Origin of the sequence: Streptomyces sp. NPDC089424, assembly GCF_044749345.1 — a bacterium.
In the GTDB taxonomy this organism is placed as follows: domain Bacteria; phylum Actinomycetota; class Actinomycetes; order Streptomycetales; family Streptomycetaceae; genus Streptomyces.
This window is the reverse complement of the sequence record NZ_JBIVHU010000001.1, coordinates 473,074-485,994: the sequence shown is the minus strand read 5'-3', so window position 1 is coordinate 485,994 and position 12,921 is coordinate 473,074. Positions and strand designations below refer to the sequence as shown.

Genomic DNA, 12,921 nt, shown 5'->3' with positions numbered 1-12,921 from the left:
GGCCAACGAAGAATGTGGGCGGCCCTGCTGGCCGCGCTCCTCATGGTGCTCGGGCTCCAGGCCGCCACGGCGGCCGGGCAGAGCGAGCGGTCCGACCGAGCCGATCGCGCGGCCGCCGCCCAGGTGCTGACCTGGACGGCCGGCAACGCCATCGACAAGTACGCCTCGGCACCCACGACGGCGGTCGCGGGCCAGGCCACGATCGTCTTCGAGAACAGTGAGGCGACCGGCAACACCACCGGCATGCCGCACACGCTGACGTTCGTGACCAGCGACCCGGAGTTCAACAGCGACGTCCAGCTCAACATCCTCGCCAACCCCAACGACGACCAGGGCGGCAAGCACACCGCCGAGGTCACGCTCACCCCGGGCCGGTACTTCTACCACTGCACCATCCCGGGCCACGGCATGATGCAGGGCATCCTCACGGTGACCGAGGGCGGCGGCGAGGACACCACCGCGCCCGAGGCCTCGGCACACGTCAGCGGCACGCAGAACCAGCAGGGCCAGTACGTCGGCTCGGCGAGCGTGGCGGTGCACGCGACCGACGAGACCGGTGGCTCCGGTGTCGACCGGATCGAGTACGCGATCGGCGACGCCGGCGCCTGGCAGCCCTACACGGCCCCGGTCGTCGTCGACCAGGTCGGCGACCACAAGGTCCGCTACCGGGCGTTCGACAAGGCGGGCAACGTGTCCGCCGAGAAGAGCACCGAGTTCACGGTGGTGGCGCCGCAGTCGGACGACACCACGGCGCCGGACACCTCGGCGTCGGTCAGCGGTGAGCAGAACCCCGACGGCACCTACGTCGACATGGCGACGGTCACCGTCTCCGCGTCCGACACGGGTTCCGGTGTCAACACGATCGAGTACGCGATCGGGGCGTCCGGCGCCTGGCAGCCGTACGCGCAGCCGGTGATGGTGCATCAGGTGGGCACCCACACCGTCCGCTACCGCGCCACCGACAAGGCGGGCAACGTCGCGGCCGAGAAGAGCGTGCAGTTCACGGTCGTCGCGGCGCCGCCGCAGGACACCACACCGCCGGTGACGGGGGTGACCGTCGAGGGCACCCGCAACTCCGACGGGGCCTACGTGGGGAGCGCCGAGGTCACCGTGAGCGCCACCGACCACGGCGGTGAGGTCGCGAGCGTCGAGTACTCGCTCGACGGCGGGCCGTACCTCGCGTACGGCGGGCCCGTGATCGTCGACCGGGCGGGCGCGCACACCCTGGCGTACCGGGCGAGCGACACGGCGGGCAACACCTCCGCGGCGCGCACCGTGAGCTTCACGGTGGTCGCGGGTGGCGTGCCGGCCCCGCCCTGTCCCGAGTACGACGAGCGGCTGACGGTCGTCGTCGGCACGGTCGACACGGGAGTGCCGAACCGGCTCACCGAGAACCGGTGCCGGATCAACGAGCTGATCGAGGACGAGAAGGAGTGGACGTCCCACGCGCTGTTCCTCAAGCACGTCAAGCAGGTGCTGGACGGACTGCGCGCCGACGGCGTGATCGACAACCGTGAGTACAACGTCGTCACCAGGGCCGCCCGCCAGTCCGGCATCGGCAAGCCCGGCCAGACCGAGGGCTACCGTCCGCTGTTCGACGGCACCGCGGACTCCTTCGCCAAGTGGAGCCATGTGGGCGGCGGTTCGTTCGCGCTGAACGCCGACGGCACCATGACCAGCGGCACCACCCGGGCGGGTCTCGGCATGCTGTGGTTCCCGCAGCGCAAGTACGGCGACTTCTCGCTGAAGCTCCAGTGGCGGGACGACGCTCCCGGCACCGGCAACGCCAACTCCGGGGTGTTCGTACGGTTCCCGTACGTCCACGACCACCCGGAGGAGACGCGGCCGGAGTGGGTCGCCATCAAGTACGGGCACGAGGTGCAGGTGTTCGACTCGCCCACCGGCGACATGTACAAGACGGGCTCGCTCTACGGCTTCGACCGGGTGGGGCTCGCGGGCGCGGGCGTCACCCAGAAGGGCACGTGGAACGACTACGAGATCCGCGTGGTGGACCAGCACTACTCGGTCTACCGCAACGGCAAGCTGATCAACGAGTTCGACAACATCGGCGGTCAGGACTTCTCCCCGCCCCGCTCGGACGACCCGGGCACGGACGGGCGGCGGTTCGCCTCCGGCTACATCGGGCTCCAGGTGCACGGCACGACGGACGTGGTCTCCTACCGGGACATCCGGATCAAGGAGCTGTGACCGTTAGGTGAAGTCATGGGGCGGCCCTACGTCGTGGGGTCGCCCTTCTTCGCGCGGCTCGGCTGCACCCGCTTGGGCTCGCCCGGCATCTTCGGGTACTCGGGCGGGTACGGCAGATCGCCGAGCCCGTGGTCGCGCTCGTCCTTGTTCGCGAGTTCCAGGAGCGCGTCCAGCGAGTAGCGCCGGTCGTCCATGTCCGCGTGCACGTCGCCGAGTTCGGCGAAGCGCGCGGGCATCGTCGCGAGGTCGAAGTCCCGGGGGTGCGCCACCCCGACCTCCTCCCAGCGCAGCGGCGCCGAGACGGGGGCGTGCGGACGGGGACGCACCGAGTAGGCGGAGGCGATCGTGCGGTCCCGCGCGGTCTGGTTGTAGTCGATGAAGATCTTCTCGCCCCGCTCCTCCTTCCACCACTTGATGGTGACGTGCTCGGGCATCCTGCGCTCCATCTCCCGGCCGACGGCGATCGCGGCGCGGCGGACCTGGGTGAAGGTCCAGCGGGGCTCGATGGGCACGAAGACGTGCAGGCCACGGCCTCCGGAGGTCTTGGGGAAGCCCCGCAGGCCGCCGAACTCGTCGAGGACGGACCGCAGTTCGTGGGCGGCGCGGACCGCGTCGTCGTAGTCGGTGCCGGGCTGCGGGTCGAGGTCGATGCGGAGTTCGTCGGGGCTGTCGACGTCGTCGCGGCGCACCGGCCACGGGTGGAAGGTGAGGGTGCCGTACTGGGCGGCCCACACGACGGCGGCCTCCTCCGTCGGGCACATCTCGTCGGCGCTGCGGCCGCTGGGGAAGGTGATGTGGGCGGTCGGGATCCAGTCGGGCATGTTCTTGGGCGCCCGCTTCTGGAAGAAGGACTCGCCGCCCACGCCCTCCGGGTAGCGCTCCAGGGTGGTGGGCCGGTCGCGCAGGGCGCGCAGGATGCCGGGGCCCACGGCGATGTAGTACCGGGCGAGGTCCAGCTTGGTGAAGCCGCGCTCCGGGAAGAACACCTTGCCGGGACTGGACAGCCGTACCGTGCGGCCGCCCGCCTCCAGTTCCACCGCGTCACCCATGCGAGCCACGGTAGGCGCACCGCCCCCGTCCCGCACCCGGGCGTCGGACGTCGCTTCCGCGCGCCCACCGGTCCGGAGCAGTCCCTCGCCGCCGGCACGGCGCCGCGTCCGGAGTCCGCCTACAGTCGGAGCATGGACCTGCCGGTGATGCCGCCCGTCAAGCCGATGCTCGCCAAGTCCGTGGCGAAGATCCCGCCGGACATGCACTACGAGGCGAAGTGGGACGGCTTCCGCGCGATCGTGTTCCGCGACGGCGACGAGGTCGAGCTCGGCAGCCGTACCACCAAGCCGCTGACGCGGTACTTCCCGGAGCTGGTGGAGGCGCTCAAGGAGCGGTTGCCGCAGCGCTGCGTGCTGGACGGGGAGATCGTGATCGCCCGGGAGGGCCGGCTGGACTTCGACGCGCTCACCGAGCGGATCCATCCGGCCGCGTCCCGGGTGCGGACCCTGGCCGAGCGGACCCCGTCCTCGTTCGTCGCCTTCGACCTGCTGGCGCTGGCCGACCGCTCGCTCCTCGACGTGCCGCTCGCCGACCGCCGCGCGCTGCTGGTGATGGCGCTGTCCGGGGTGAGGGCCCCGGTGCACGTGGCGCCGGCGACGACCGACATCGACGTGGCGCGGCAGTGGTTCGAGCAGTACGAGGGGGCGGGCCTCGACGGTGTGGTCGCCAAGCCGCTGACGCTGGGCTACCGCCCGGACGAGCGGGCCATGTTCAAGGTCAAGCACGAGCGCACGGCCGATGTCGTCGTGGCCGGCTACCGGCTGCACAAGAGCGGGCCCGTGGTCGGCTCGCTGCTGCTCGGCCTCTACGACGACAAGGGCGCCCTCCAGCACGTCGGGGTGTCGGCGGCCTTCTCCATGGCCCGGCGCGCGGAGCTGATCGAGGAGCTGGAGCCGCTGCGCCTGGACGAGGTGACGGGGCATCCGTGGGCGGCCTGGGCCCAGGAGGCGGCGCACGAGACGGCCCGGCTGCCGGGGGCGCCGAGCCGCTGGTCGGGCAAGAAGGACCTGTCCTGGGTGCCGCTCAGACCGGAACGGGTGTGCGAGGTGGCGTACGACCACATGGAGAACGGCGCGCGCTTCCGCCACACGGCCCGCTTCCGCCGCTGGCGGCCGGACCGCACTGCGGAGAGCTGCACCTACGCGCAGCTCGACGAGCCGGTGCGCTACGACCTCGCGGAGATCTTCGCGCCCCAGGCGTGAGACCCCCAGGCGGGAGACCGCCCTTCAGGTGACCCGGCCGGCCGGGCGGACGGGGGCCGGCTCAGGGCTGCATGACGATCTTCACGGCCCCGTCCCGCTTGTGCTGGAACATCTCGTACGCCTGCGGCGCCTCGTGCAGCGAAAGCCGGTGGGTGGCGAAGTCGTCGACGCCGAGCGGGTCGTCCTCGCTCAGGTACGGCAGGATCTCGTCGGCCCAGCGGCGGACGTTGGCCTGGCCCATCCGGATCTGTAGCTGCTTGTCGAACAGGGTGAGCATCGGCAGCGGATCGGCCATGCCGCCGTAGACACCGGAGAGCGAGAGGGTGCCGCCGCGGCGCACCAGCTCGATCGCGGTGTGCAGGGCGGCGAGCCGGTCGATGCTGAAGCGTTCGGCGAGGGGGCCGCCGATCCTGCGCGGCAGCATGGCCGACGCCTTCTGGGTGAGGCGGGCGGCGAGGCTGCCGTGCGCCTCGGTGCCGACCGCGTCGATCACGGCGTCGGGACCGCGCCCGTCGGTCTCGTCGCGGATGGCTGCGATCAGTTCCTTCTCGGTGTCGAACGCCCGCAGGTCGTAGGTCTCCACGCCGCGTTCCTTCGCCCGGCGCAGCCGGTCGGGGACCAGATCGACGCCGAACACCCGTCCGGCGCCCCGGACCTGGGCGACCCGGCACGCCATGTCGCCGATCGGGCCGAGTCCGAGGACGGCGAGGGAACCGCCCTGCGGGACGTCGGCGTACGCGACCGCCTGCCAGGCCGTGGGCAGCACGTCGGACAGGTACAGGAACCGGTCGTCGGGCGGCCCGTGCGGCACCTTGATCGGGCCGAACTGGGCCTGCGGGACGCGCAGATACTCGGCCTGGCCGCCCGGCACCGAGCCGTACAGACGGGTGTAGCCGAACAGGGCGGCGCCCATGCCCTCGCCGGTCACCTGGGTCGTCTCGCACTGCGTGGGCAGCGAGTTGAGACACATCCAGCAGTTGCCGCACGCGATCTGGAACGGCACGACGACCCGGTCGCCGGCCGCCAGGTCGGGAACCCCGGGACCGACCTCCTCGACGATGCCCATGGGCTCGTGCCCGAGGATGTCGCCCGGTGTCATGAACGGCGTCAGCACCTCGTACAGATGCAGGTCGGAACCGCACAGCCCGGTCGAGGTGATGCGGATGACGGCGTCGGTCGGCTCCTCGATCCGCGGATCGGGGACGGTCTCCACCCGTACGTCCCGCTTGCCCTGCCACGTCACAGCCCTCATCACCCGCACTCCCTTCGTCGCACGTCCTCGTCCTCCGGTACCGCGGTGCGGCCCGGGTACCCGAGGGTGCGGCGGCGAACCCTCGGCCGGGCGTGGCCCGCCGACTGGGCCGGGCGGGCTAGCCGGGATGCGCGATGGGCTCACGCGTAATAGGGACCGGGTCCGACCGGGTATGGCCATTGATGAACGGACAACCACACAATCGAAGGCACGGGACTGGTCGGGTGGCGGCGGTGGGCATGGGCTGGGGACGAAGAGCGCGCCTGCGGCGGACCGCCGTGACGGCGACGGCGCTCGCCTGCGCGGCGGTCTCGCTCCTGGCGGGCTGCACGGGCGGCGGGGGCGCGCCCGACGACGACGGCCGGGCACCGCAGCCCGGACCCACGCCGTCGCCGTCCCCCAGCGCGCCGCCCGTGGGGCCGGTGCTCGCCGTGAAGATCGACAACGCTCCCCCGGCCCGGCCGCACACCGGGCTCGGCACGGCGGACGTCGTCTACGTCGAGCAGGTCGAGGGCGGTCTGAGCCGGCTGATGGCGGTGTACGCGAGCGGCCTGCCCGAGGAGGTCGGTCCCGTGCGCAGCGCCCGTGAGACGGATCTGGAGCTGCTGCGTCAGTTCGAGCGCCCCGTCCTCGCCTTCTCCGGCGCCCAGACCAGGCTGCTGCCGCTGATCGACCGGTCCCCGCTGCGCGCCGCGTCACCGGGCGAGAGCCCCGGCGCCTACTTCCGCGGCGGGGGCAGGGCGGCTCCGCACAACCTGTACCTGCGCCCCCACCGGCTGATGCCCGCGGCCCCCGGCAGGGAAGCCCTCACGCCCGCCGGCTTCGCCTTCGGCGCCGCGCCCGAGGGCGGCACGGCGCAGACCACCCGGACCGTCCGCTACCCGGCCGCCCGCTTCACCTTCACCTGGGACGCGCGGGGGGACCGCTACCGGGTCGCGCTGGACGGGGACGCCGCCGGGGCGACCGACGGGCGGCCGCCGGCGCCCGCGACGGTGGTCGTGCAGTACGTGCGGATGCGCCCGTCGGGCTACTTCGACTCCCGGGGCAGCAACACGCCGTACACGCAGACCGTCGGCTCGGGCACGGCGAAGGTGCTGCGCGGGGGACGGACGTACGACGCGCTCTGGAAGCGCCCCGGTCCGGGCGCGGGCACGCGGTTCACCACGCCCGAGGGCGAGTCGCTGAACTTCGCCGAGGGCCAGGTGTGGGTGCTGCTCACCAGGGCGTGAGTCAGTGCCGTCCGACGAGGGGTTCCGCCGGGTCACCCGGATCGCGCAGCCCCTCCGCGGCGTCCGCGACCCGCCGGAGCAGTTCCAGGAACACCGGCTGCTCCGCGGCGGACAGGGGCGCGAGGAAGACCTGGTTCATCCGGGCGGTGCGCACCGCCAGCTTGCGGTGGGTGCGCGCCCCGTCCCCCGTCAGGCGCAGCAGGAAGCGCCTGCCGTCGCGCGGGTCGCGGACCTTGTCCAGCAGGCCCCGGCGGTCGAGCCGGCCGACGACCTCGGCGATGGTGGAGCGGTCGAGCCCGACCCGCTCCCCCACCGTGCGCTGGTCGACGCCCGGCTCGTCGGCGAGCGCGTTCAGTACGGCGAACTGCGGCGAGGTGATCTCCTCGGAGACCATCGCGTTCCACAGCAGGTGGTGCGCCTGCTGGAGCCGCCGGGCGAGATGCCCGGGCTGGTTGGCGAGATCCACCGCCGGCATGGGCCCTCCCGGGGTCCGCGCATATGTCAGTGCACTGAACGATACCGCCGAGAGACCGGTCAGTCGCCGGTGGGTGACGGAGCGACGTCGGGAACGCGGTGGACAGGGCACGGGGGTTGACGTCGGCAGCTGCGGGTGACAGCGTGAAGAAAAGTTCACTGAATGCTCAGTGTGCTGAGCATCTGCTCGGGAGACAGGGGACCTCACGGATGGACAAGGTGGTCGCCACGGCCCTGGAGGCGGTGGCCGACGTGGGCGACGGCGCGTCGCTCGCGGTGGGCGGCTTCGGGCTCAGCGGCGTCCCGGACGTGCTGATCGACGCGCTGTACCGGCGCGGCGTCGGCGCACTGTCCGTGGTGTCGAACAACTGCGGCGCCATGGAGGCCGGCCTGGCGGTCCTGCTCGCCGCCGGGCGGATCGCCCGGGTGACGGGCTCCTACATCGGCGCCAACAGGGAGTTCGCCCGCCAGTACCTGGCCGGGGAGCTGGAGCTGGAGCTGATCCCGCAGGGCACCCTGGCCGAGCGGCTGCGGGCGGGCGGCGCCGGAGTGCCCGCCTTCTACACGCCGGCCGGGGTCGGCACCCAGGTCGCCGAGGGCGGACTGCCGTGGCGCTACGACGGCCGGGGCGGCGTCGCGGTCGCCTCTCCGCCCAAGGAGGTACGGGAGTTCGACGGCGTGGAGCACGTGCTGGAGCACGGCATCCGCACCGACTTCGCCCTCGTACGCGCAGCTCGGGGCGACCGGCACGGCAACCTCGTCTTCGCCAAGTCCGCCCGCAACTTCAACCCCCTCGCGGCGATGGCGGGCAGGGTGACCGTCGCGGAGGTGGAGGAGCTGGTCGAACCCGGCGGCATCGACCCGGACGCCGTGCACCTGCCGGGCATCTTCGTCCAGCGGGTGGTCGCCCTGACCCCGGAACAGGCCGCCGACAAGCGGATCGAGCGGCGGACGGTGAGCGGCTGATGGCCTGGACACGTGAGCAGATGGCCGCACGGGCCGCACGCGAGCTGAGGGACGGGCAGTACGTCAACCTGGGCATCGGCCTGCCGACCCTGATCCCCAATCACCTCCCGCCCGGCGTGGAGGTGGTGCTGGAGTCGGAGAACGGCATCCTCGGCACCGGCCCCTACCCGGCCGAGGAGGACGTCGACCCGGACCTGATCAACGCGGGCAAGGAGACGGTCACCGTGCTGCCCGGCGCCTCCTTCTTCGACTCGGCGCTGTCCTTCGGGATGATCCGCGGCGGGCACATCGACGTCGCCGTGCTCGGCGCCATGCAGGTCTCGGCCCGCGGGGACCTCGCGAACTGGGCCGTTCCGGGCAAGCTGGTGACCGGCATCGGCGGGGCCATGGATCTGGTGCACGGCGCCCGTACCGTCGTCGTCGTGATGACCCACACCGCCAAGGACGGCAGCCCCAAGATCCTCGACGAGTGCACGCTGCCGCTCACGGGCAAGGCGTGCGTGGACCGGATCGTCACCGATCTCGGCGTGCTCGACGTCACCGACGACGGGCTGGCCCTGGCCGAGTGCGCGCCGGGTGTCACCGCCGAGGACGTCGTCGCCCGGACGGCCGCGAAGGTGCGCACATGAGAGAGGTCCACGTCGTCGACGCCGACGGCGCCGGAACAGGAGGAGGCGTCATGGCTCTCACCCAGCACGACATCGACCGGGAGATAGCGGCCGAGCGCGCCGCCTACGAGAAGCGGCTCGCCGACGGCGGCCCCGTCGAGCACCACCCGCGGCGCGACTACGCCCCGTACCGCTCCTCGCTGCTGCGCCATCCCCGGCAGCCGCTCGTCGCGATCGACGTGGCCCGTGACCCGGAGCTGGTGGAACTGGCCTCCCCCGCCTTCGGCGAGCGCGACATCACCGAGCTCGACGACGATCTGACCCGGCAGCACCCGGGCGAGCCGATCGGCGAGCGCATCACCGTCTCCGGCCGTCTGCTGGACCGCGCCGGGCGGCCGGTGCGCGGCCAGCTCGTCGAGATCTGGCAGGCCAACTCGGCGGGCCGGTACGCCCATCGGCGCGAGCAGCACGACGCTCCGCTGGATCCCCACTTCACCGGTGTGGGCCGCACCCTCACCGACGCCGACGGCCGGTACCGCTTCACCACCGTCCGGCCCGGCCCCTACCCGTGGCGCAACCACGTGGGCGCCTGGCGCCCCGCGCACATCCACTTCTCCGTCTTCGGCGCGGCGTTCACCCAGCGCCTGGTGACGCAGATGTACTTCCCCGACGACCCGCTCTTCGCGTACGACCCGATCCTGCAGTCCGTGACCGACGACGCGGCCCGCCGGCGCCTGGTCGCCACGTACGACCACGGCCTGTCGGTGCCGGAGTTCTCGCTGGGCTACCACTGGGACATCGTGCTCGACGGCCCCCGGGCCACCTGGACGGAAGAGGGACGCTGACCCCCATGACGAAGATCGACACGAGCGGTCCGGGGAACGTGCCGCCCACCCCGTCGCACACGGTGGGCCCGTTCTACGGGTACGCGCTGCCCTTCCCGGGCGGGGAGGACATCGCACCCACCGGCCACCCGGACACGATCACCCTGCACGGCCGGGTGCTGGACGGCGCGGGCGCGCCGCTGCCGGACGCGTTCCTGGAGCTGTGGGGCCCGGACCCGCGGGGCAGGCTGCCCCAGGTGGACGGCTCGATGCGGCGCGATCCGGCGTCCGGCGGCTTCCTCGGCCGCAACGGCGTGGAGTTCACCGGCTGGGGCCGCGCCCAGACGGACGCGAACGGCCTCTGGTACGCCCGCACGCTCCGGCCCGGCGCGCGGGGCGACAGCGCCCCGTACGTCAGCGTGTGCCTGTTCGCGCGCGGCCTGCTCACGCATCTGTTCACCCGGATCTACCTGCCGGGCGACGAGGCCGCGCACGCCTCGGACCCGCTGCTGTCCGGCCTGGCACGGGAGCGCCGCGACACCCTGGTCGCACACGCCGAGGACGACGGCGCCTACCGCTTCGACATCCGTCTGCAGGGTGCGGGCGAGACGGTCTTCCTGGAGTTCCGGTGACCTCCCCGGCGCCCGACTCCGGCCTTCTCGCCCCCGGGTGGGCGGGCTCCCCCGCCGCGTCCGCGACGAGCGACACCGCCTGTCTCCAGGCACTCCTCGACGCCGAAGCGGCCCTGACCCGGGCGCAGGCCTCGCTCGGGCTGGCCCCGGCCGGGGCGGCCACCGCGGTCACGGGCGCGGCCGACGCCGCCCGGTACGACGTGCCGTCCCTCGCGCATCGCGCGCGCGGCGCCGGCAACCCCGTGATCCCGCTGGTCGCCGACCTGACGGAGGCGGTCGGCACGGAGCACGGGCCGTACGTCCATCGGGGCGCGACCAGTCAGGACATCGTGGACACGGCCACGATGCTGGTCGCCGCGCGCTGCCTGGACGTGATCCTGGCCGACCTCGCCCGCACCGGGTCAGCGCTGGCCCGGCTGGCCGCCGCGCACCGTGACACGGTGATGCCGGGACGCACGCTCACCCAGCACGCCGTGCCGACCACCTTCGGCCTGAAGGCGGCCGGGTGGCGGTCGCTGGTGCTGGACGCCCGCGACCGGGTGGCGGCCGTACGGGAGGCACTGCCCGCTCAACTCGGGGGCGCCGCCGGGACGCTGGCCGCCTTCGGGGCGTACGGCGCGGCCGACCCCATCGCGCTGACGGCGGCCTACGCCCGTGAACTCGGCCTGCGGGCGCCGGAGCTGCCCTGGCACACGCTGCGGACCCCGCTCGCCGACCTCGCCGGATGTCTGGCGCTGACGGCCGGGGCGCTCGGCAAGATCGCCGCCGATGTCCTCACCCTGTCCCGCACCGAGATCGGCGAGGTCACCGAGGGCAGCGGCGGGGCCTCGTCGGCGATGCCGCACAAGGCCAACCCCGTACGGTCCACGCTGATCGCCGCCGCGGCCCGGCGCGCCCCGCAGCAGGCCGCCACGCTGTACGCCTCGCTGGTGGCGGAGGACGAGCGCCCCGCCGGAGCCTGGCACGCCGAGTGGGAACCGCTCCGGGACCTGCTGCGGCTGACCGGCGGGGCGGCCCGGGACGCGGCCGAACTGACCGCCGGGCTACGGGTCCACCCGGACGTCATGCGCGCGCACCTCGGCCTCACCCGGGGGGCTATCGTCTCCGAGCGGCTGACGGCCGAACTCGCGCCCGCGCTCGGCCGGGCCGGCGCCAAGGAGCTGCTCGCCCGGCTGGCCGCCGAGGGGCGACCGCTCCGGCAGGCGCCGGAGCTCAAGGACGCCGACCTCGAACCCGCCCACTACACGGGCTCCGCCGGAGCCCTTGTCGATCGTGCTCTGGAGCGACGTTGAAGCTGCTCGACCACCGCGTCGAAGGGGCCCCTTCCGCACCCCCGCTGCTCCTCGGCCCCTCCCTGGGGACCTCGTACGCCCTGTGGGACGAGGTCGCGCCCGAACTGTCCGTCACCCACCGGGTGATCCGCTGGAACCTGCCGGGTCACGGCGGTTCGGCGGCGGACCTGATCGCGGCGGGCGCCACCGTCGCCGACCTGGCCCGGCAGGTGCTCGCACTCGCCGACTCCCTCGGCGTCGAGCGGTTCGCGTACGCCGGGGTGTCGCTGGGCGGCGCGGTGGGGCTGCACCTCGCCGTGCACCACCCGCACCGGGTGTCCTCCCTCGCCGTGATCTGCTCCTCGGCCCACTTCGGCGGGGCGGGGCCGTGGCGGGAACGGGCCGCGCTGGTGCGCCGCGAAGGACTGGCCTCGCTCGCCGCGGGCGCGGACGCCCGCTGGTTCACACCCGGGTTCACCGTGCCCCGGCTCGTGCGGGACCACCGGGACGCCGACCCGGAGGCGTACGCCGCCTGCTGCGACGCGCTCGCCGCGTTCGACCTGCGCGAGCGGCTGGCGGAGATCGGCGCGCCGACGCTGCTGGTGGCCGGCCGCCACGATCCGGCGACGCCGCCCGCGCATCTGCGCGAGATCGCGGACGCCGTGCCGGGCGCCGCGCTCGTGGAGATCCCCGGCGCCTCGCACCTCGCGCCCGCGCAGTGCCCCGAGGAGGTGCTCACGGCCCTGCGCACCCATCTCGGCGGGCCCGCGCGGCGGGGCATGGAGGTACGGCGGGAGGTCCTCGGCGACGCGCACGTCGACGCCGCGCAGGCCCGGCAGACGCCCTTCACCGCGCGGTTCCAGGACTTCGTCGCGCGCTGCGCCTGGGGAGAGATCTGGACCGACCCGACGCTCTCCCGCCGGGAACGCAGCATGATCACGCTGACCGCGCTGGTGGCGCACGGTCACCACGAGGAACTGGCCCTGCACGTCCGTGCGGCGCGGACCAACGGGCTCACGCCCGAGGAGATCGGGGCGGTGCTGCTGCAGACGGCGGTGTACTGCGGGGTGCCCGCGGCGAACTCGGCGTTCGAGACGGCCCGGCGGGTGCTCGCGGAGGAGGACGACGGGCGGGCATGACCCCTCCGTCGGGCCGGGTGGGACGGAGTCGGGGCCGGGTCGCCCGTGCGGCGCGTGGTGCGACCC

At 73.4% G+C, this 12,921-nt stretch carries 12 protein-coding genes; 9 read left to right on the top strand and 3 right to left on the bottom strand.

The features are described 5' to 3' along the window. The first annotated feature begins 12 nt into the window (after nt 1-12). Entirely contained in the window at nt 13-2,208 is a 2,196-nt protein-coding gene (locus tag ACIP2X_RS02000) for an OmpL47-type beta-barrel domain-containing protein (RefSeq protein ID WP_401668787.1), read from the top strand. 26 nt (nt 2,209-2,234) lie between these two features. Here the strand turns inward: ACIP2X_RS02000 and ligD are convergent, their stop codons facing one another. Then, a complete protein-coding gene (gene ligD / locus ACIP2X_RS01995; RefSeq protein WP_401666230.1) occupies nt 2,235-3,257 on the bottom strand; it encodes a non-homologous end-joining DNA ligase in 1,023 nt (340 codons plus the stop codon). Between the two features lie 132 nt (nt 3,258-3,389). Here ligD and ACIP2X_RS01990 point away from each other — a divergent pair, with 132 nt between their 5' ends. Next, complete coding sequence (locus ACIP2X_RS01990; protein WP_401666227.1) at nt 3,390-4,460, top strand: ATP-dependent DNA ligase; 1,071 nt, start codon at nt 3,390-3,392, stop codon at nt 4,458-4,460. A gap of 61 nt (nt 4,461-4,521) precedes the next feature. Here the strand turns inward: ACIP2X_RS01990 and ACIP2X_RS01985 are convergent, their stop codons facing one another. Next, nucleotides 4,522-5,712 (bottom strand): zinc-dependent alcohol dehydrogenase, encoded by a 1,191-nt coding sequence (locus tag ACIP2X_RS01985; protein ID WP_401666224.1) that lies wholly within the window; start codon nt 5,710-5,712, stop codon nt 4,522-4,524. 239 nt (nt 5,713-5,951) lie between these two features. Between ACIP2X_RS01985 and ACIP2X_RS01980 the strand changes: the two genes are divergently transcribed. Beyond that, nucleotides 5,952-6,941, top strand: a complete 990-nt coding sequence (locus ACIP2X_RS01980; RefSeq protein WP_401666222.1) for a DUF3048 domain-containing protein — start codon at nt 5,952-5,954, stop codon at nt 6,939-6,941. 1 nt (nt 6,942) lies between these two features. Here the strand turns inward: ACIP2X_RS01980 and ACIP2X_RS01975 are convergent, their stop codons facing one another. Further along, nucleotides 6,943-7,416 carry a MarR family winged helix-turn-helix transcriptional regulator gene (locus tag ACIP2X_RS01975; RefSeq protein ID WP_401666220.1) on the bottom strand — a complete coding sequence of 158 codons (474 nt, stop codon included), beginning with the start codon at nt 7,414-7,416 and terminating at the stop codon, nt 6,943-6,945. Between the two features lie 209 nt (nt 7,417-7,625). Here ACIP2X_RS01975 and ACIP2X_RS01970 point away from each other — a divergent pair, with 209 nt between their 5' ends. Genes ACIP2X_RS01970 through pcaD form a run of 6 tightly spaced genes read left to right on the top strand, consistent with a single transcriptional unit; the run spans nt 7,626 to nt 12,855 of the window. After that, nucleotides 7,626-8,381 carry a CoA transferase subunit A gene (locus ACIP2X_RS01970; RefSeq protein WP_401666217.1) on the top strand — a complete coding sequence of 252 codons (756 nt, stop codon included), beginning with the start codon at nt 7,626-7,628 and terminating at the stop codon, nt 8,379-8,381. Further along, the gene (locus ACIP2X_RS01965; protein ID WP_401666215.1) at nt 8,381-9,010 is read left to right on the top strand and encodes a CoA transferase subunit B; all 630 of its coding nucleotides are present in this window, start codon (nt 8,381-8,383) and stop codon (nt 9,008-9,010) included. Before ACIP2X_RS01970 ends, ACIP2X_RS01965 begins: the two co-directional genes overlap by 1 nt. 50 nt (nt 9,011-9,060) lie before the next feature. Further along, a complete protein-coding gene (pcaH, locus tag ACIP2X_RS01960) occupies nt 9,061-9,834 on the top strand; it encodes a protocatechuate 3,4-dioxygenase subunit beta (RefSeq protein ID WP_401668784.1) in 774 nt (257 codons plus the stop codon). A 5-nt stretch (nt 9,835-9,839) separates the two neighbouring features. After that, a complete protein-coding gene (gene pcaG, locus ACIP2X_RS01955) occupies nt 9,840-10,445 on the top strand; it encodes a protocatechuate 3,4-dioxygenase subunit alpha (RefSeq protein ID WP_401666213.1) in 606 nt (201 codons plus the stop codon). After that, a complete protein-coding gene (pcaB, locus tag ACIP2X_RS01950; RefSeq protein ID WP_401666211.1) occupies nt 10,442-11,737 on the top strand; it encodes a 3-carboxy-cis,cis-muconate cycloisomerase in 1,296 nt (431 codons plus the stop codon). The genes pcaG and pcaB overlap by 4 nt, the downstream gene beginning before the upstream one ends. Beyond that, complete coding sequence (pcaD, locus tag ACIP2X_RS01945; RefSeq protein ID WP_401666208.1) at nt 11,734-12,855, top strand: 3-oxoadipate enol-lactonase; 1,122 nt, start codon at nt 11,734-11,736, stop codon at nt 12,853-12,855. The genes pcaB and pcaD overlap by 4 nt, the downstream gene beginning before the upstream one ends. Nucleotides 12,856-12,921 lie beyond the last annotated feature (66 nt).